At 58.4% G+C, this 17,798-nt stretch carries 15 protein-coding genes and 2 pseudogenes; 2 read left to right on the top strand and 15 right to left on the bottom strand.

Annotated features, from left to right (window positions below; all coding sequences use genetic code 11):
* The 7 genes from uhpB to AB5Y86_RS16520 form a co-directional block, all read right to left on the bottom strand.
* Positions 1–1,521, bottom strand: a complete 1,521-nt coding sequence (gene uhpB, locus AB5Y86_RS16490; RefSeq protein ID WP_100654046.1) for a signal transduction histidine-protein kinase/phosphatase UhpB — start codon at positions 1,519–1,521, stop codon at positions 1–3.
* Complete coding sequence (gene uhpA, locus AB5Y86_RS16495; RefSeq protein WP_005334071.1) at positions 1,518–2,108, bottom strand: transcriptional regulator UhpA; 591 nt, start codon at positions 2,106–2,108, stop codon at positions 1,518–1,520. The genes uhpB and uhpA overlap by 4 nt, the downstream gene beginning before the upstream one ends.
* 193 nt (positions 2,109–2,301) lie before the next feature.
* A complete protein-coding gene (rnk, locus tag AB5Y86_RS16500) occupies positions 2,302–2,697 on the bottom strand; it encodes a nucleoside diphosphate kinase regulator (protein ID WP_005334070.1) in 396 nt (131 codons plus the stop codon).
* A gap of 245 nt (positions 2,698–2,942) precedes the next feature.
* Entirely contained in the window at positions 2,943–3,680 is a 738-nt protein-coding gene (locus AB5Y86_RS16505) for a substrate-binding periplasmic protein (protein ID WP_368193466.1), read from the bottom strand.
* 82 nt (positions 3,681–3,762) lie between these two features.
* Positions 3,763–4,449 carry a hypothetical protein gene (locus AB5Y86_RS16510; RefSeq protein WP_139429516.1) on the bottom strand — a complete coding sequence of 229 codons (687 nt, stop codon included), beginning with the start codon at positions 4,447–4,449 and terminating at the stop codon, positions 3,763–3,765.
* 72 nt (positions 4,450–4,521) lie between these two features.
* A complete protein-coding gene (locus tag AB5Y86_RS16515; protein ID WP_368193468.1) occupies positions 4,522–5,913 on the bottom strand; it encodes an alkaline phosphatase in 1,392 nt (463 codons plus the stop codon).
* A gap of 11 nt (positions 5,914–5,924) precedes the next feature.
* Positions 5,925–7,322: an alkaline phosphatase gene (locus tag AB5Y86_RS16520; RefSeq protein ID WP_201936673.1), complete on the bottom strand. Its 1,398-nt coding sequence runs from the start codon at positions 7,320–7,322 to the stop codon at positions 5,925–5,927.
* Between the two features lie 323 nt (positions 7,323–7,645).
* Here AB5Y86_RS16520 and ylqF point away from each other — a divergent pair, with 323 nt between their 5' ends.
* Entirely contained in the window at positions 7,646–8,596 is a 951-nt protein-coding gene (gene ylqF, locus AB5Y86_RS16525; protein WP_005334061.1) for a ribosome biogenesis GTPase YlqF, read from the top strand.
* Between the two features lie 158 nt (positions 8,597–8,754).
* Here ylqF and AB5Y86_RS16530 read toward each other — a convergent pair whose 3' ends face one another.
* The 3 genes from AB5Y86_RS16530 to dinG all read right to left on the bottom strand — a co-directional run bounded on the left by AB5Y86_RS16530 (position 8,755) and on the right by dinG (position 12,707).
* Positions 8,755–9,651 carry a histone deacetylase gene (locus tag AB5Y86_RS16530; protein ID WP_368193469.1) on the bottom strand — a complete coding sequence of 299 codons (897 nt, stop codon included), beginning with the start codon at positions 9,649–9,651 and terminating at the stop codon, positions 8,755–8,757.
* A 181-nt stretch (positions 9,652–9,832) separates the two neighbouring features.
* The gene (locus AB5Y86_RS16535) at positions 9,833–10,492 is read right to left on the bottom strand and encodes a DUF2057 domain-containing protein (RefSeq protein ID WP_042655856.1); all 660 of its coding nucleotides are present in this window, start codon (positions 10,490–10,492) and stop codon (positions 9,833–9,835) included.
* 142 nt (positions 10,493–10,634) lie between these two features.
* Positions 10,635–12,707 carry an ATP-dependent DNA helicase DinG gene (gene dinG / locus AB5Y86_RS16540; RefSeq protein WP_368193470.1) on the bottom strand — a complete coding sequence of 691 codons (2,073 nt, stop codon included), beginning with the start codon at positions 12,705–12,707 and terminating at the stop codon, positions 10,635–10,637.
* Between the two features lie 395 nt (positions 12,708–13,102).
* Here dinG and AB5Y86_RS16545 point away from each other — a divergent pair, with 395 nt between their 5' ends.
* Positions 13,103–14,140 (top strand): porin, encoded by a 1,038-nt coding sequence (locus AB5Y86_RS16545; RefSeq protein ID WP_064336762.1) that lies wholly within the window; start codon positions 13,103–13,105, stop codon positions 14,138–14,140.
* A gap of 223 nt (positions 14,141–14,363) precedes the next feature.
* Here AB5Y86_RS16545 and AB5Y86_RS16550 read toward each other — a convergent pair.
* The 5 genes and pseudogenes from AB5Y86_RS16550 to AB5Y86_RS16570 form a co-directional block, all read right to left on the bottom strand.
* Positions 14,364–15,282, bottom strand: a pseudogene (locus AB5Y86_RS16550) (DDE-type integrase/transposase/recombinase).
* 80 nt (positions 15,283–15,362) lie between these two features.
* Entirely contained in the window at positions 15,363–15,746 is a 384-nt protein-coding gene (locus AB5Y86_RS16555) for a hypothetical protein (RefSeq protein WP_005359606.1), read from the bottom strand.
* Between the two features lie 87 nt (positions 15,747–15,833).
* A complete protein-coding gene (locus tag AB5Y86_RS16560) occupies positions 15,834–16,376 on the bottom strand; it encodes a hypothetical protein (protein ID WP_368193471.1) in 543 nt (180 codons plus the stop codon).
* Positions 16,377–16,999: 623 nt separating this feature from the next.
* Positions 17,000–17,451: pseudogene (locus AB5Y86_RS16565) on the bottom strand (hypothetical protein); the annotation flags it as partial.
* Positions 17,394–17,609, bottom strand: coding sequence for a hypothetical protein (locus AB5Y86_RS16570; RefSeq protein WP_368193617.1), 216 nt, complete (start codon positions 17,607–17,609; stop codon positions 17,394–17,396). The pseudogene AB5Y86_RS16565 and the gene AB5Y86_RS16570, both read right to left, overlap by 58 nt.
* Positions 17,610–17,798: the final 189 nt, after the last annotated feature.

The raw sequence follows: 17,798 nt of genomic DNA on the forward strand, positions 1-17,798 counted from the left end.
TTAGCCATGACTCTCCTCCCGTCTGCGACTGGGCAGGTTGACCGTCAGCTGGGTGCCGTGGATGCAGGAGAGTTGCAGACTGCCCCCGAGCGCCTGTACCCGCTCGCGAATGCCGAGCAGGCCATAGCCCTGCTGCGGGCGGCTTTCCGGCAGACCGCGGCCATCATCTTCCAGTACCAGTTGCAACTGCTCGCCGCTGGTTCGGGCGCGAATGGTGACCGAGTGGGCGTTGGCATGTTTGACCACGTTGTTGAGCCCCTCCTGACAGACCCGAAACAGGGTGACCCGCTGGGCATCGGAGAGATCGCCATCTGCCAGTTGCCATTCCAGACGGGTGACGATGCCGTGACGTTCCAGCTCCAGCTCCCGCAGCAGTGCCCGTACCGCCTGTTCCAGAGTCATGTCGTCGAGCTGGCGCGGGCGCAGCCGCCCGAGCAGACCGCGCACCGCGTCGTAGATCCCGAGCGACAGTGTGTCGATCAGGGCGCTGCTCTGGCCCACCCCGGCGTTGTCGGGGGCGAGGCGGCGCACGATCCCGGCCTGGGTACGAATGGCTGTGATGGTTTGGCCGATGTCGTCGTGCAGCTCGCGCGCCACCTCCTTGCGGATGCTCTCCTCGGTCTCCAGCAGCCGTTCGGTGAGCTGACGATTATGGGCGAGCTGGCGCGTCAGCGCCTGATTGAGTTCGCGCTGGCGCTGGATCCCGGCGCCGAGCAGCAGGCCGGTAAGGCTCTGGGCCAGCAGGGAGAGCAACAGATCGAGCGGGTGATCGTGCCAGGCCTGACTGGCCAGCAGGGCGATGGTGTTCATCAGGGTGGCGAGCAGCGCTCCCTGCCAGCCGTAGCGCCACGCCATGGCGATGATGGGGATGGCCAGACAAAACGGGGTGAAGCGCACCAGCGAGTTGGGCAATCCCAGTTGCAGCCAGAGGCTCAATACGAACAGCAACAGATACCAGACCAGATGGCGAAAGCGCCACTCTACCGGCTGATCCACCAGCGCAGGGCCGAGCGGTACCCAGGTGGCGCGGGTGAGGTAGTGCCAGATCAGCATGCAGGTGGAGGTCAGCGTCAGCCCGCCGGTCAGGCTGAGCAGCAGGGCCGAGAGGCCATCTTCCCCGGCCAGATGCCAGAGCAGGGCTTGCAGCAGCGCCGCCGCCGTGACGGTGGCGAGCAGCAGCAACAGTTGCTGCCAGTCATTGCGCACCTGCTGGCGACGGGCAATCAGCAGCGGTAGCAGGGTCAACAGACTGCCCGCGACTAGCCAAGGCCAGTGGGTCAGCCCCACTTCCAGATTGAGCCAGTAGAGCAGTAGCCCTTCGCACAGCAACAGCGGCGGCCAGTAGTGGCCGGGACTTTGCAGCAGCAAGCCGAGGCGCAGGCCGAAGGGGAAGAGCAGCACCGCCAGCGCCGGGCCGCCCGCCAGATGCAGGCTGATGCTCCAGAGGCAAAACCAGCCGGCGGCAAAGATGAAACAGGCCGCCAGCGCGATGGCGACATAGCTGGCAAAACGGGAGATCACCAGCTATCCAGCATGCGGTGGGCCAGCTCGACGTTGTTGCTGACCTTGAGCTTGTCCATCAGGTTGGCGCGATGGACGTGTACCGTCTTGGGGGAGAGGCCGAGCTGCTCGGCGATGGCCTTCACCTCCAGCCCCTGTGCCAGCAACTGGGCAATCTCCCGCTCCCGATTGGTGAGGGGATCCCGGCTGCTGCTGGCCAGTTTCTGGGCGATGTCCGGCGTAAGATAACACCCCCCCTGGGCGGCGGTGCGTACGGCGGCGATCAGCTCGTCCGGACTGCAGCGCTTGGAGAGAAACCCCTTGGCGCCGGTTTGCAAGGCCTGCTCGATGAGGGCGGGGCTGTCATGCACCGAGAGCATCACCACCGCCAGACCGGAGGGGAGCTGCTTGAGCAGATCCAGCCCCGATTGGTCGGGCATCGAGATGTCGCAGACACAGACTCGCGCCCCGCTGCCGGGCAGACCGGCAAGGGCATCGCTGGCGGAGCCGAATTCGGCGACCACCTGGAGGTCGGGCTCCAGATTGAGCAGTTGGGCAAAACCGGATCGGACGATCTGGTGATCGTCGATGAGGGCAATTTTTATCATGATGTCAGCCTGAAATTCGGTGCGTCATGACCATGACGCGGCCAACAAGATACCTGCCCCCCGAGTCAGGCTCAAGCAGTAGCAGGAAAAGGGGCTAAAAACCGGGGGGCAAGGTGCGCAAAGCTTGATCGGGATCAGCTGGCAAGTGCGAGCAAGCGGGCTGATCAACAGGGGGATGACCAGCCCGTGGGACTCAGCGGTGCAGCTCGCCGGCGCGCTCCGGCTGATAAACCACTTCCAGAATTTCGACCTCGATGGTGCGACCGGCCGGGCCCGGCCAGGCGATGCTGTCGCCCACTTTCAGACCGAGCAGGGCGCTGCCCACCGGCGCCAGTACCGAGATGTTGCTCTCGTCGCCCTTGGCATCGCGCGGGTAGACCAGGGTCAGGCAGAACTCGTTGCCGCTGCTCTGCATCTTGAAGCGTACCTTGCTGTTCATGGTGACCACGTCCGGCGGCATGTCGGCCGGTTCGCGGATCTCGGCGCGGTCCAGCTCCTCTTGCAGGGCCAGATGCTGCGGGTGGTTGCCGAGCAGTTGTTCGATACGATCCAGATCAAGGCTGGAGATAACCAGATGTGGTTGTTTCATAAGATATTCCTTATCAATAGCGGATAGGCCCATACCGGCGGGTGCAGGTTGGCCATCACACAGGGTGTTACAAAAATGGATTCAACAGGTTCAATCGATTGAAAATGCCATGCCCCCAAGCGACTCGCGGCCGAAGGAGCGAGGCGGGGGCTCAGCAGGGTGTGAGCAAATGCGAGGAAATAGCGAGTATTTTCATGGGGCTACCATAACCATTCTGGCCGGCCTTGGCAACCGTGATTGAGTGACTACTCAGGAGCCTGATAGTTGTACTGACGGATGATCCGCGCCAGTGTGCCATCATGGCGCATCTCGTCGATTACGGCTTGCCAGCGACGTCCCTCGGTGAAGGGGAACTCCTTGCTGGCGGCGACATAAAACTGGGTACGCATCAGAGTTTCTCCGCGTACCAGCAGGTCGGTTGGCAAATCACCAAGTCGCTGGTTGTAGAGGATGGCGTTCCAGGCGGCCACCCAGGCATCGATACGGCCCCGATGCAATTTCTGGGCATTGAGCTTCTCGGTGGCCACGGTATCACTTTCAAGCTTAAGTCGCTGTCTGAGCAGATGCTGACCGAAGGAGTAGCGCAGGGTGCCGATCTGCAGTGGTGGGAGATCTGTCACTTTGAGGGGGGCAGGATGAAAGCGGCGATCGCTGACGATGACAAAATCGTCATCGAGTATGGGGGTTACCCAGTAGTAGAGGTGTTCCCGTTGAGTGCTGCGTACCGGCGGGATCAGCAGCACATCCTTGCGGTGGATAGCCTGAGTGAGGGCTCGGGCCAGCGGCATCAACTCGATGGTGAGCGGTTCTTTAAGGCGTCGGGCGGCCTCTTCCATGATCTCGATGGCGACACCGCTTGGTTTGCCGTGAGAGGAGCGAATGACATAGGGGGGCAACTCGGCCGCCACCAGCACAATAGCCTGGGCACCGGTGTGTACCAGCAATAACAGCAGGGCAAAAAAGGGCAGGCAGTGAGCGCGCATCAAGGTCGTGAGCCAGAGTCGAATATGCAGAGTGTAACATTCCTGCCTGCGTTGTCGTTGTGCCCGCTGAGAGGTTGGGATCTCAGTCGAAGAAATCCCGCAGATCGCGCACTTCGTAATCAGCGAGTTGCTGCCAGGGGAGCTGAGCAGGCAGCTTGCGCAGGGTCACCTCCATCCGGTAGCTGCGATAGCCGTCGAGACTGGCCGATTCGACCACCAGCGGGATCTGCCACTGACTCGACCAGAGAATGCGGGTTCGTTGCTGCCCTTCGCGCTTTTCATACCAGCGGGCCTGCTCGGGGGCGGCCTCATCCAGCGGGGTCATTCCCTCGAGCAGCGCCGGGTTGACGAGATGGCGGATCCGCGGCCAGTCGGGCTTGAAGGCCACCTGGCCATACTCTTCCACCGGCACCTCAACCAGCTGGTTGTGCCAGCTGTCGGCATAGCGCAGCTGAATTTCACCCTCATCACTGCGGCTGACCCAGCGGGCTGCCATCTGGTGGGTAAAGTGCTTGTGGCCGGGGGTGGCGTCGTGAGTGGCGTGATAGGCGCGGGCAAGGGGTAGGGGAATGAGCCGCTGGCTCCACACCTGATTGCCCACGCGCAGCCACTTCTCTTGCCAGACACTCTCTCTGGCGATGCCATCGCTGCCGGTGTTCCGGTCGTGATAGCTGATCCGGGCGGCGAGATCCGGGGGCGTGTCGTCAGCATGCAGGGGAAAGGCGAGGGTGCTGCCAAGCAGCCATAACGAAAGCAAAAGTCGCATCATCATCTGTCGCTCGAAAGAGCCGGGGCCCGGGCCGCTGAGTCGATTGCTCAGATGCACCCGGGCCCCTGCTGCTTACAGGCCGAGCGCCTCCCGCAGTTTGCCAAACACCTTGGTGTTATCCAGAGTGCCTTTGAAGCGGTTGCTACCGGCGCCATCGGCAAACAGCATCACATCGCCGCCGCCGTGGGTTTCCGATGTCAGTTTGACGCCGGTCTCCTGCAGGTAGTCATTGGCCATCACCTGATCGCTGGTGAGGACCGGGCGCACGGCCGCACGATTGGGGCCGTTACCGAACACCAGGGTGGTGAAGGGCTTGCCATCCACGTCGTTCTGGGTCGAGCCGTCGCCATTTTTCACCAGATCCAGCACCGGATTGCCCTTGGCGGAGTAGCCGTTAATGGTCATGGTGTGGTCATGGTCGGCGGTGACCACGATCAGGGTATTGTTGAGATCCACTTTACCCAGCGCCGTCTTGACCGCCTCATCCAGAGCCACCGCGTCGGTGAGCGAGCGCTTGGCGTTGGTGCCGTGCAAGGCATGATCGATCCGGCCGCCTTCTACTATCAGGAAATAACCCTGATTGTTCTTGCTCAGCAGGTCGATCGCCTTGGCGGTCATTTCGGAGAGGGACGGCTGGGTATTGGCAGCCCCTTTGGCGACCCGATCCAGCTCGTAGTCGAGGTGGGATTTGCTGCTGAACAGACCGAGCACCTTGCCACTGGTGACCTTGGCCAGTTCACTTTGGGTGGTGACATAGCTGTATCCCTGCGCCTTCATCTCGGCGGTCAGGTCGCGGTTGTCATTGCGACCGCCCTTGTTGTTGGCGCTGTAGGGGGTCCAGTGGTTGGCACCACCGCCCATCAGCACATCGACCCCATCCTTGAGGGCACTGTTATAGCCAGCGCCCCCAGGAACGGCCTGTGCGGCGATGTCATAAGCGGCATCCCGATGGCAGATGTGGGCGTAGGTAGCCGCCGGGGTAGCGTGGGTCAGCTCGGTAGTTGTGACGGCCCCGACCGATTTGCCTGCCGCCTTGGCCAGCTCCAGGATGGTGGGCACCGGCTTGCCGTTATCGCTGCTGCAATTGTTGACGGTTTTGTTGCCATTGACGTCTTTGCCGGGGGCGACGGCTTTGGTGTCGCTGCTCATGGCGATCACCTCGTTGTTCATCTTGACCCCGGTGGTGTAGGCCGCCATGGAGGGGGCCGAGTCGGTGGTCTGGGCATCGTTGGAGAAGGTCTTGATGCGGGCACTGCGCGGCAGTTTCATCATCTCCAGATTGCCCTCTTCCCCCACCTTGAACAGGCGGGTGGCGGTGAGCACGGTGGGGCCCATGCCATCACCGATAAAGAGAATGACGTTTTTGGCATCACCGGCCTGTGCCTGGGAGGTTGCGCCCAGCGCACTGAACAGGGCGGCGCAGACCAGCGTGTGCTTGATGGATGTGTTCATCTGTTTGCTCATGAAAGTGCTCCTTACAGCTTGGCCGCAGCCTTGATCTTGCCGAACACGGCGGTGTTATCGAGTGAGCCATGGAAGCTGTCAGCCCCCTTGCCGATGGCGCCGAGGAAGACATCTGTACCGCCGTGGGTCTCGTTGCCGATCTCGCCTACCTTGACCACCACTTCCTGGTGGTAGTCATTGGCGGAGACGGTGGCGTCGTCGAGCGGGGCGACGCTGCTGCGCGGGCCATCTACCCGGTTGTAGCCGTTGCCAAAACCTATGATGGTGTAGGGCATGCCCTCGCTATCCTTGCTTGGCTCGCCAGTCTCGTAGTTCTTGACCAGCCCGAGTACGCCGGGATTGTCGGCGGTGGTCTTGCCGGTGCGCTTGGCATAGCCGTTGAGCACGAGCGTATGGTCGTGGTCGGCGGTGACCACGATCAGGGTGTTTTTCAGCTCGGGGTCGCTCTTTTTCACCTCGTCGATGGCGGCCTTGATGGCGTTGTCGAAGGCGATGGTGTCCTGCAGCGCCCGCTTGGCGTTGGTGTCGTGCAGGGCGTGGTCGATGCGACCCCCTTCCACCATCAGGAAGTAACCCTTCTCCTTGCCCTTGAGCTGCTTGATGGCGGCCAGGGTCATCTGGGCCAGTGACGGCTCGCTGGCGGGACGGTCCAGGTCATATTTCATGTGGCTGGAACCAAACAGGCCCAGCAGCGGCTTGCCCGTATCGGCCTTGTTCAGCTCATCCAGATTGCTGGCAAACTGGTAGCCCTTGGCCTGCATTTCGCTGATGAGGTTGCGGCCATCTTCCCGCTTGCCCTTGTCGGCTTTGGGCAGGAAGAAGCTGCTGCCGCCACCGAGCACCACATCCAGCCCCTCCTTGAGGGCGCTGTTGTAGCCTTTGCCGCCCGGTACCAGCTGCACGGCGATATCCGCCTCCAGATCCCGGTTGCAGATATGGGCATAGGTTGCCGCCGGGGTGGCGTGGGTCACCCGGGTACTGGTCACCACGCCGGTACCGCGGCCATCGGCTTTGGCCAGCTCCAGCAGGGTTGTCACCGGCTTGCCGGCGCTCTTGCTGCAGTCGCTCTCATAGGTGGCGTCGCCGTCCATGCTGATGACGCCGTTGTTGCTCTTGACCCCGGTCATGTAGGCCGCCATGGAGGGGGCCGAGTCAGTGACCTGGGCATCGTGGGAGAAGGTCTTGATAAAGGCCGTCTCTGGCAGGGTATCGATGGTGAGATCACCCTCTTCGCCGACACCGTAGATGCGGGCCGCCGTCAGGGTGTTGAGGCCCATGCCGTCACCGAGGAAGAAGATGACGTTGGTGGGTTGGGCTGCGGGCTTGGTCGCCACCGTGTCATTGTCTGATTTGCAGCCGGCAGCCAGGGCGGCGCCGATCATCACTGCAAGTCCTGCCATTTTTCTCATTGGGGTTCGCTCCTTGTAAAACCTGAGCGCAGCCTAGAGGGGGCAGATGACACTTTTACTGACTATCGGTGACGGTTGTGTGAAAAAGTGATGAAAATGTTACACTATATCAATGTGTTATCTGTCAATTGAGCCAGTTGGCCCGGTCGCTTCCGGCAAGGTTGCTCCGCCTCGGCGGTTTGCTGATTTGATGAGGTGATGGTTAGAATGACCTGTCAAAAGAGGCCCGCAGCAGGTAAAATGCGCCCCCTTCGTTCGATGCCCGCGGCAGCGCGCCTGTTGTTCCATGCGCGCGCCCGCAGCCCCCACAGAGAGTAACGGATATGTCCATCAACTGGTTCCCCGGTCACATGCACAAGGCCCGCAAAGAGATTGCCGAGGTCATGCCCCAGGTCGATGTGATCATCGAGATGCTCGATGCCCGCATCCCCTTCTCCAGCGAAAACCCGCTGGTGCCCGAGCTGCGTGGTGATACCCCGGTGATCAAGGTGCTGAACAAGGCGGACCTGGCCGATCCGGCGATCACCGATCTGTGGGTGGCGCACATGGAAAAAGAGAAGGGGATCAAGGCGCTGCCGCTGACGCAACAAGAGCCGGAGAAGATCAAGCAACTGCTGACCCTCTGCCACGAAATGCTGCCGGAGCGCAACTTTGAGCTGCGCGGCGTGCGGGCGATGATCATGGGGATCCCCAACGTGGGCAAGTCCACTCTGATCAATACCCTGGCGGGGCGCATCATCGCCCGTACCGGCAACGAGGCGGGGGTGACCAAGTCCCAGCAGCGGATCAAGCTGGATAACAACGTTATCCTGACCGATACCCCGGGTTTCCTCTGGCCCAAGCTCAACCCGCCCTCCTGCGGTTATCGTCTGGCCATCACCGCGGCCATCAAAGACACTGTGTTCGACTATGCCGATATCGCCATGTTCGCCGCTGACTACTTCATCAAGGCCTATCCGGAGCGGATCAAGGCGCGCTACCAGATTGACGAGCTGCCCGAGACCGAGATCGAGCTGCTGGAGATGATCGCCCGCCAGCGAGCGTTTATGCGCAAAGGGGGGCTGGCCGACTTACACAAGGCGTCCGAGATCCTGATCAACGAGTTCCGCTCCGGTTTGCTTGGCCGCATCTCGCTGGAGACGCCGGAGATGGTGAGCGTCGAGATTGTCGAAGCCGCCGCAGAAGCCGAGCAAAAAGCCAAAGAGAAGGCCGAGCGGGAAGAGGAGCGTCAGGCCCGCGCCCGTCGCAAGTACGCCCGCAAGCGTCAGAAATAGTCATCCTCAGGCGTCCCGAGCTTGCCTGACAACGAGCGAGCTTGTGTGACCCAGATGACGAAACACGAAGAGGCGACCCCAGGGGTCGCCTCTTCTGTTCTATCTGGTGAAGTGCCCGCCCACTTCTGATGGGGTGTCCGCGCTATAAAGCCATGCCATCAGCCAAAACGGTGACGCGCTATTTCAAACAGCGACATATGAAGCGGGATCAGCTGTTGCCAGTCGCGGCGATAGCCGCCACCGGGCAGAGCGGCGACAGGCAACCCATGCTTGATTGCACAGTCAAATACCATGGCATCGCGCAGGCGAACCCCTTCATCGCTCAGGGAGAGATAACCAAGCTCGTCGGCATGATGCACATCGACGCCCGCCTGATAGAGGATGAGATCCGGCGAATAGAGCCGCAGTGCCAGTGAGAGTGCCTGTTGCAGTGTGGTGAGATAGGCATCGTCCGTCATGCCGCTTGGCAGCGGAAAGTCGAGGTGAGAGGTGGCTTTGTGATGGGGAAAGTTGTGCTCCCCATGGAGGGAGAGGGTGATGATATCGCGCCGTCCGGCGCACAGGGCCGCACTGCCATCCCCCTGATGCACATCGAGATCGACGATCAGCACCTGTTCACAGTGCCCCTCGTCGAGGCAAGCCTGCGCCGCAATCACCAAATCGTTGAACAGGCAAAAACCGCTGCCGTGATCCCGATGGGCGTGGTGATAGCCGCCGGAGATCTGCAAGCCACATCCCTGCTCAAGCGCATGGCGGCTGGCGGCAACGGTGGCACCCACCGAGCGCAAGGTGCGCTCTATCAGCATGGGTGACCAGGGAAAACCGATCTTGCGGATGGCGCGATCTTCCAGCTGGCCGCTCAGGGCCGCTGCGACATAATCGGCATCGTGAATGCGACAGATTTGCTCCCGGGTAGCGGAGGGCGCTTCGCCAAGGGGGTAACCCTGCACCTGCAGGCGTTCAAACAGCCCTTGATACTTGGCCAGCGGGAAGCGATGGCGCTCGGGTAGCGTCAGGGAGGAGTAGAGGGGGTGATAGAAAATGCGCAACGACATGGTGCCATTCTCCCTGGCAAGGTGGCGCTTTCTATATATGAAATCAGCAGATGAATCCATATATGTACTCCCTATATAAAAGGGAAGTGGCAGCGCATAAATCAAGACGCGTCGTGAGTGAGACCGCAAGATATGGAAAAGGGGAGCTTGGCTCCCCTTTCAGTCAATCTCTCAGCCCGGCTTATTGCTGCTGGATAACCCAGATCTGGAAGGCTTTGCGGGTTTCCGCATCTGCCTTGTTGTACCAGTTTTGCAACTGGGTCAGCGCTTCCGGATTGCTTTGAGCCTTGCTGGGGGCAACCTGAACCGGTGCGCTGGCGGCAGCCATCACGGCAGCAGAAGAGACGGCCACTGCTTTAGGCTGGTTGAAGGCTTTACCCATGTTGATCAGCTCTTGCTGATAGTCACGGGTCAGCTGGAAGCCCTCTACTTTCGGCATCACGAACTGTTCGCTGCTCACTTGCTGACCACTGACCTTGTCTTTCAGCGCCACTTTTTGATCTTTGACAAACTGCTTGGCTTCGGCTTCGTTGCGGGGCTTTTTGTAGTCCAGCACCAGCTGCTGATTGTCGGCGGCGGTGAAGTTCAGCACCAGCGGCTCGGCGGTGACCAGCTTGATTTCGTTACGGCTGGAGTAGTTGCCTTCAAAGGCGACGACCAACTGGTGTTTGCCGGCAGAGAGGGGGAAGGTGCTGGTTTTGTCGAGCAGCTTGGGGTTGATGGATTGACCATCGATCAGCTGGACGACATACGGGGTGGTCACTTCCAATTGGGCATCAGCAAGGGCGCTACCGGCCCACAACAGACCAGCCAGCGCCGGTACCAGAACAGTCAGTTTCATTTCATCTCCTTGAACAGTCAGGCGATTGCCCACTGAAAACAGGGGCTCATTTTTACAGGTTTGGTCTACTGCGGCAATGGCTCTTTCTGGTGGTCAACGTTTGCGCTGCTGTCAGTTTGTTTATCAATAGAGGCTGACATATTTATTCGATCCGACGTGTGAACGGGGGGAGGGCATCAAGCAACCCCTTGCCATAACGTTTGGTCAGCAGGCGGCGGTCCAGAATGGTGACTCGCCCCCGATCGGCCTCTTTGCGAATGAGGCGACCACAGGCCTGGATCAGTTTGCGGGAGGCCTCCGGCACCGTCAGTTGCAGAAACGGGTTCCCCCCTCGCTGCTCCACCCATTCGGCGGTAGCCTCCTCGACCGGTGAGTTGGGCACCGCAAAGGGGAGCTTGGTGATCACCAGATTGGTGAGGTAGTGACCCGGCAGATCCAGCCCCTCCGAGAAGCTGCCGGTACCAAACAGAATGCTGGCCTGACCGCCATCGCACTTTTGTTTGTGCAGGGTGAGCAGGGCATTGCGGGAGGCTTCCCCCTGCACCAGCAATGACAGTCCCTTGGCTCGCAAGCCAACAGCCACCTCATTCATCTGGCGGTAGGAGGAGAAGAGCACCAGACTCGCCTCCTTGCCCGCCAAAATGCGTGGCAGCACGCTGATGAGTTCGTTGGTAAAGGCCGGCGAGTTGGGTTCGTGCTCCATCTTGGGCAGATAGAGCTCGGCTTTCTGATAGTCAAAGGGGGAGCGCAGGCGCAGATAGCGGGTACCGTCGTGCTCCTTGAGCCCCACCTGATGGCGAAAATAACTAAAGGAAGAGAGGGCGGTGAGGGTCGCGGAGACCAGTACGGCCCCCAGACATTTCGACCAGAGCCACTCTTCCAGCAGATAGCCTACCTCAATCGGTGAGGCGTGCAGCCAGATATCGCCGTCATCGCTCTTGGCCATCCAGCGGGCGAGCGGGGTTTTGCCGGTCGGCACATGGCGCCCCAGCATCTCCCAGAGGGCGCAGAAACTCTCCAGCCGTTGCAGATGAAAACCGCTCTCTGCCAGCAGAGGTTCGGCCTCCTTGCGGCGGATCTCGCCATCTTTCAGCGCTTCACCTATGGCCCCTTGCATCCGATCCAGCGCCCGCAGAGCCTTCTTGCTCGACTCCTTGAGGTTCTCTGCCTGCATGGGCAGGGGATCCGGCAGTACCCCTTCGGCGAAGCGGTAGTGAGGTTCACTGCCAAACAGCCGATCGTTGGCGCTGAGCCACTGCTCGACCGCCTTCAGGTCGGGCTGGATGGAGGCCAGCGCATCCTGCAGTTTGAGTTGGGGGTCGAGCAGGCTCTCCTTATTAAGAGTCCGCGCCAGCTTGCCTGCACTTTGTACCAGCTTCTCCAGCCAGCGACGTGAGCCTTTGACGCTGGCCGACGCCGCGCCGTGATCCCGGGCGATGGTGGGCAGGTGATGGGCCTCATCCAGCACATAGATGCACTCATCAGGGGGCGGCAGAATGATGCCTCCGCCCATGGTGAGATCGGAGAGCAGCAGCGCATGGTTGACGACCAGCACATCGGCGCTCTCCATGTCGTTGCGGGCGCGATGAAAGGGGCAGTGCTGGTGATGGCTCAGCGCCTTGTTGCAGGTGTGGCGGTCGGCGGCGATGCGATCCCAGCAAGTGTCGGGAATGGGCTCCGGCCAGTTGTCCCGATCCCCGTCCCACTTGCCATTGGTGTAGGCCTGCCACAGAGCCTGGTAGCGATCTTTGTCGCTGTCAGATGGTTTGGATTTGCTCAGACTGCCAAAGTCGAGCTCGAAGTTGGCCATCTCGGCGCCACTGGCTGCCTGCTCCAGCAGATGCTCGCAACAGTAGCGCTGACGCCCCTTGACCAGCATAAAGCGAAACGGCAGCTCGCTGTGGCGGTGGTAAAAAGGAAGGTCTTTGTGGATCAGCTGCTCTTGCAGGGCCACGGTGGCGGTAGAGATCACCAGCTTCTTCTGGGTGAGCCGCGCCACCGGGATGGCACCCTGCGCATAGGAGAGGGATTTGCCGATACCGGTGCCCGCTTCGGCCACCAGGATCCGGCGCTGCTTGTCGTACTCGCCGGTCAGGGTTTTGGCTATCTCTGCCACCAGAAAGTTCTGCTCTTTGCGCGGCACAAAACCGGGTAATCCATCCGAAATCTGGCGATAGGTTTGACGAATGGTGGCTTTAAGGCGAGTAGAGAGCATGAAGAGAAGGCCAGTTAGGGGTTAATCGAAGGACAAGGATACCCGCAACCCCTTGGTGAGGTCGAGGCAACTGCCATTATCACGGCTGTTTTACGCTGATCAGACCACTTTGGTTGTTTATCAGGTAGTTAGCGTTATTTGCATGCAAAATAGACTATTTGAGTCCAAATAATCAGCAGGATTCATTGTAAACGTTTTCCTTTTGCCTTGCCGTCAGGTGAGACTTGGCTCACATTTTTGCCTCCATGACTATGGTTTCCGTAAAAAGTTCCAAGTTTTTTCATTGCGGTTCAAAAAATCCGGTGCTAGTCTCGGCGGCATAGTGATGCAAAGAACATCGCTAACACAGGGAATAACAACAACTTAGTGTTTAATTACAGTAGGCATTGGAAACTATGAAAAAGACAATTCTGGCTATTGCTATTCCGGCTCTGTTTGCATCCGCCGCTAACGCCGCAGTGATCTATGACAAAGACGGCACCACTTTCGACGTATACGGCCGTGTACAGGCTAACTACTACGGCGAAGCTAACGACAAATCAGCAGAACTGGTTGGTGCAACCCGTCTGGGCTGGTCTGGTAAAGTAGCTCTGAACAACACCTGGTCTGCCATTGCTAAAACCGAGTGGCAAGTAGCTGCTGAAAACTCTGGTAGCAACACCAGCGACATCGATCCGCGTCACATCTATGCCGGTTTTGATGGTTCCCAGTACGGTAAAATCATCTTCGGTCAGACCGACACTGCTTTCTACGACGTACTCGAGCCGACCGATATTTTCAACGAGTGGGGCGATGCCGGTAACTTCTATGACGGTCGTCAAGAAGGTCAAATCATCTACTCCAACACCTTCGGTGGTTTCAAAGGTAAAGTTTCCTACCAAACCAACGATGACGTAGCGGTCAAAATCACTGACGTTGGTCAGAAGATCAAAGAAGACGCTATTTGGGGTAAAGACGTTAAGCGTAAGAAAGCTTACGGCGTAGCTGCTGGTTATGACTTTGACTTCGGTCTGGGCTTCAATGCCGGTTATGCCTACTCCGACCTGCAAAACAAAGTTAATGGTCAGACTGGTAAGAAAGACGAGTGGGCTGTGGGCGCGCACTACGCCATCAATGGTTTCTACTTCGCTGGTGTTTACACTGAAGGCGAAGTGAAGAACAAGAGCCTGGGCATGAAAGATGACGGCCGTGGTTACGAGCTGGCTGCTTCTTACAACGTAGACGCTTGGACCTTCCTGGCTGGCTACAACTTCAAAGAAGGCAAGGCTAACGCTCAAGCTGCCGGTTCTACTTACAAGGATCTGGTTGACGAGACCCTGCTGGGTGTTCAGTATGCCTTCACTCCGAAGCTGAAAGCTTACACCGAGTACAAGATCCAGGGCATCGACAAGCAAGACGACGAGTGGACTGTTGCTCTGCAGTACAACTTCTAATAAGTTGCACATGAGTAATATCCTGGCTTGAGTCTTTGACCAAGCAACGAATGGCCGAGATGATATCTCGGCCATTTTCTTTTTGGCTGCATTGCTATTGCGTAACGGAGTTCTGGTGAATCGCCGGATTGTAATTTCTAGTGATAGTTGGCAAATTGCCGGTCTCGGTTAATTTGTACAGATCTAGTTATCACCTGACTCCGGCCTCAAACCGGTGTTTTGTTTACGCTACTTTAGAGCGCACTTCCTTCGGTATCAATTTCAGACCCTTCTTGAACATGTTGTAGGGGGTTTGACCCTCCATCATCCTGCCTTGATGTGGCCGTTCGATAAAGCCGTTGCTCTGCGACCTGCGCACCTTGGTGGTTCGGTGCTCAATCCCCTCCAGTTGCAGGAACAGCTCGTAGGGATGGTGGTCAGGGCGCCCACAGAACTCGCGCCCGTTATCCGACAGGATGCTATAGACCCGAGCCTCGTGGGCTTCGAAAAACGGCAGTACCGTTTCATTGAGCACATGAACCGAGGTCACCGGCAGCTTGCTGGTGTAGAGCCGTCCCCAGGCGTGGCGACTGTAGCAGTCCAGCACTGTTTGCAGATACACCTTACCAACCCCCTTGAGCGCGCCGACGAAGAAGGTGTCGACCGCCACCAGTTCCCCGGTGTAGTGAACCTCAATCTGGCGTTCGCGAAACTCGGGGCTGAAGCGTTCTAACAGGCGAATTTGTTCGTCATTGAGCTCAATGGTCTGCTCACGGTGAGTTTTCTCAAGGCGCAACAAACGGTCGTGTTTGGAGAGCAAGTCGTGCCGTTGCCACACGCCACGCACCGCCCGCCCTGACATTGATGCCTTGCAGAGCCAGCTCTTGCACGACCCGCAGCGGGCCATGATTTGGTCTGGTGGGGGAGTAATCGAGGATGGCCTGTTCAATCTCGGGCACAACCCGATTGGGATGAGCCCCTTTACAGCCCGGCAATTTGTCGAGCAAGCCCTCGGCGCCATAGGTCTGGTAATTACGGCGAATTTCGTAGAACTGCTGGCGGCTGTAGCCAATGAGCTTGCAGGCTTTACTAACGTTATTGAGCTCTTTGGCGAGCTCTAGCAGGCTGAGTTTGCGACGTGCTACTTTCTCGTTGGTGGTCATGCAGAGGCTGATAGTATTTTGCAGGTGTAAAAAAGCCCCTTGGCGGGGCTTGGTGTCTGGCAAGGCCGGTGTCGGGGTTATCAATCGAACAGGATGCGGCCGCTGGTGCCGGCATCGCTGTCTTTCCAGCTGGCGCCGCTTTTGCGCAGGGTGTAAGTGATGGTCTCCTGCTTGAATTTCAGGTAGTCGCTGCCGCTGTGGCTTGGTTTGACCTGATTGCCATCGATATAGGTCTCCCCTGTGGTATCGACGTGAATTTCGGCCACGGTGCGGCCATCGTCAGTGACCGCCTTATAGTTGCCAGCCCACGGGCTCTCGTCGCCATACTGCACGGCCCCTTCCTGAGCGTGCGCTTGGGCATGGGTCTTGTGGCCGTGATGGGTTTTGGCCACGGCACAGCCGGAGATACCGACCGCCAGCAGGCAACCGAGGGTGACATTGAGCAGAGTCTGTTTGGATTTCATCTTCATTTACCTGTATCAAATAATTGCAATGGATAAGGGGTGGAGCCCCCACGGTCGGTGTGGGCCCCGCTGAGCCGTGGCTCGAAATCAGTCCTGATTGATGCCAGAAATATGGCCGCGGGCGTCGGTGAGGCAGTGCCAGAGCCGGTCATGGGGCCCCTTGATATCAATCATCATCCCCGCCTGGGAGTCGGCCACATAGTCGAGGGTCAGTTTGCTGCGGCTGACGCCCGCTTTTCTGGCAACGGCGTTCATGCAGGCGTTCTCGGCAACCTTGGTTTGTGCAGTGCTGCCGTTGTAGGCACTGCTACTGGCGCTCTCATCATCATCGCCGTCGTCATCGTTCTCATCGTCATTGATCTGGCAGGCGCCGCTGTCGCCATTTTTGACAAAATAGGTGATGCCCCAGTCGCCATTTTTCACCATGGAGAGGGTGGTGCGCCCCTTGCTCGCCTCGTAGAAATTTGAATTCACTTTTTTAAGTGGAATTTGCTGGTTATTGATATAAGCCGTGCCATCTTCGACGCGAAGATTAATATGTCCAGGACAGCTGGCGGATAAATCAGGCACCCCTGCATATGCGGTTCCGGTTATGACCAATACAGAGAGAGCAAGCAGCGTTTTTTTCATCAGATAACCTCAAATCAACAAGGATCAGCAAGTGTGATGTCACCAAAATAACGGTTGCTATGCCTGAACGTTATTTCTGTGCTCATTGCACACCTGTTATCGGTAGCCCGCAGTCAAGCGTTTCAGTGCGCCTCGTCCTGCCGGGATGACGCCAAATTTAGCAGTCGGGTGATGTAAGTAAAATAAAACAGGATTAATTGGGTTCATAAAATATGAAAAACTATAAATCATTTAAAACAATGTGTTAGGTGCGGTTTAAGTCACTGTGCAAAAGATGGGGGACCTCCGGGCTGGTTCCTTCTGGGCATCGATAAAGTTGGCCATCGGTCTGTGATGTCGGGCGTTTGGTTTTTTTCTGTTGTAAGCGGGCACAGGCTGGCGACATCACAGGACCAATCAGCCATTGCGCGCCGTAAATACACAGACAAAAAACTCCAATATTCGGTGTGCGAGGGGGAAATTAGCCTACTAGCAGGAAGATATTTTTACCTGATATGACTGGGTCGTGAGAAATATGAAAGGGGGCAGATCAATAAATCCTCCATCAATACGGAAATAATTATCCGGAGTGTTGCTGTACTTTCCCAGAGGATTGCCCACTCGTGGCAGGAAAATATAACGACTTAGAAACTCATGGCCAACCCGATGGAATAACCGCTGGTGTTGTGGCTGAACATATAGCGGGCAACCAGCCGGGGGCGGGTGACTATGATGTCGTATTTGCTGCTGTCCAGCTCCAGACCGGCGCCGATAGAGTTGAGGGAGTCAAAGCCAAGCAACCCCCGCTGTTCCCCCAGATATGCGGTATGGGCCCCTCCAGTACATAGCGCACCGGTCTGTCGAGCAGTGTCCAGTCAAACAGCGGGGCCCGGCGGCGCAGATAGAGACCGAGGTTCTCCGCCTCGGCGTGACCACGGACGCTGGTCGAGGTACCGCCAAAGCTCTGCAGGTGCTGGTAGGAGTAGCGCACTTCGATATCGATATCCTGCGTCTTTGAAAAGAGCTCGTAGTCGAGCATCAGCGAGCCGCCCAGTCCGTACATATTGAGCTGTCCACCATCGAGAAAATCCAGCGAGTGTCGGGCACCACCGTGAAGGTCATCAGCGAAAGCACCGCATTGGCGCGCTCCTGTGCCCACTCCTGATCCTGTGTTGCAGCTTTGACGGTGCTGCCGGATAGCGCCAGCAGCATTGGCAACAACATCTGCAATAAAGAGAAGCAAGAGCGGTGCATGAGTGTGGTTCCCGATAAGCGGCGTCTGATTGCCCTGGCTTTACTGTAGCGAGCTTCCTGCCGGTTGGCACGGAGCTAAGAGGGGGGAATAAGCGCCGCTTGCGGTCGGTTGCCGCTTGGGGGCAAGCTTTTGCCACACCAACGGCACGCCTTTGCAGTTTGTCGCTAAAGCTTGGCCTCTTGCCGCCG

The organism is Aeromonas sp. s8, from assembly GCF_040907785.1.
Taxonomy (GTDB): Bacteria; Pseudomonadota; Gammaproteobacteria; order Enterobacterales; family Aeromonadaceae; genus Aeromonas; species Aeromonas veronii.

Bases quoted from the DNA above. Each gene is read 5' to 3' on its own strand.
- uhpA (WP_005334071.1), bottom strand. From the start codon at position 2,108: ATGATAAAAATTGCCCTCATCGACGATCACCAGATCGTCCGATCCGGT.
- rnk (WP_005334070.1), bottom strand. From the start codon at position 2,697: ATGAAACAACCACATCTGGTTATCTCCAGCCTTGATCTGGATCGTATC.
- AB5Y86_RS16505 (WP_368193466.1), bottom strand. From the start codon at position 3,680: ATGCGCGCTCACTGCCTGCCCTTTTTTGCCCTGCTGTTATTGCTGGTA.
- AB5Y86_RS16510 (WP_139429516.1), bottom strand. From the start codon at position 4,449: ATGATGCGACTTTTGCTTTCGTTATGGCTGCTTGGCAGCACCCTCGCC.
- AB5Y86_RS16515 (WP_368193468.1), bottom strand. From the start codon at position 5,913: ATGAGCAAACAGATGAACACATCCATCAAGCACACGCTGGTCTGCGCC.
- AB5Y86_RS16520 (WP_201936673.1), bottom strand. From the start codon at position 7,322: ATGAGAAAAATGGCAGGACTTGCAGTGATGATCGGCGCCGCCCTGGCT.
- ylqF (WP_005334061.1), top strand. From the start codon at position 7,646: ATGTCCATCAACTGGTTCCCCGGTCACATGCACAAGGCCCGCAAAGAG.
- AB5Y86_RS16530 (WP_368193469.1), bottom strand. From the start codon at position 9,651: ATGTCGTTGCGCATTTTCTATCACCCCCTCTACTCCTCCCTGACGCTA.
- AB5Y86_RS16535 (WP_042655856.1), bottom strand. From the start codon at position 10,492: ATGAAACTGACTGTTCTGGTACCGGCGCTGGCTGGTCTGTTGTGGGCC.
- dinG (WP_368193470.1), bottom strand. From the start codon at position 12,707: ATGCTCTCTACTCGCCTTAAAGCCACCATTCGTCAAACCTATCGCCAG.
- AB5Y86_RS16545 (WP_064336762.1), top strand. From the start codon at position 13,103: ATGAAAAAGACAATTCTGGCTATTGCTATTCCGGCTCTGTTTGCATCC.
- AB5Y86_RS16555 (WP_005359606.1), bottom strand. From the start codon at position 15,746: ATGAAATCCAAACAGACTCTGCTCAATGTCACCCTCGGTTGCCTGCTG.
- AB5Y86_RS16560 (WP_368193471.1), bottom strand. From the start codon at position 16,376: ATGAAAAAAACGCTGCTTGCTCTCTCTGTATTGGTCATAACCGGAACC.
- AB5Y86_RS16570 (WP_368193617.1), bottom strand. From the start codon at position 17,609: ATGCACCGCTCTTGCTTCTCTTTATTGCAGATGTTGTTGCCAATGCTG.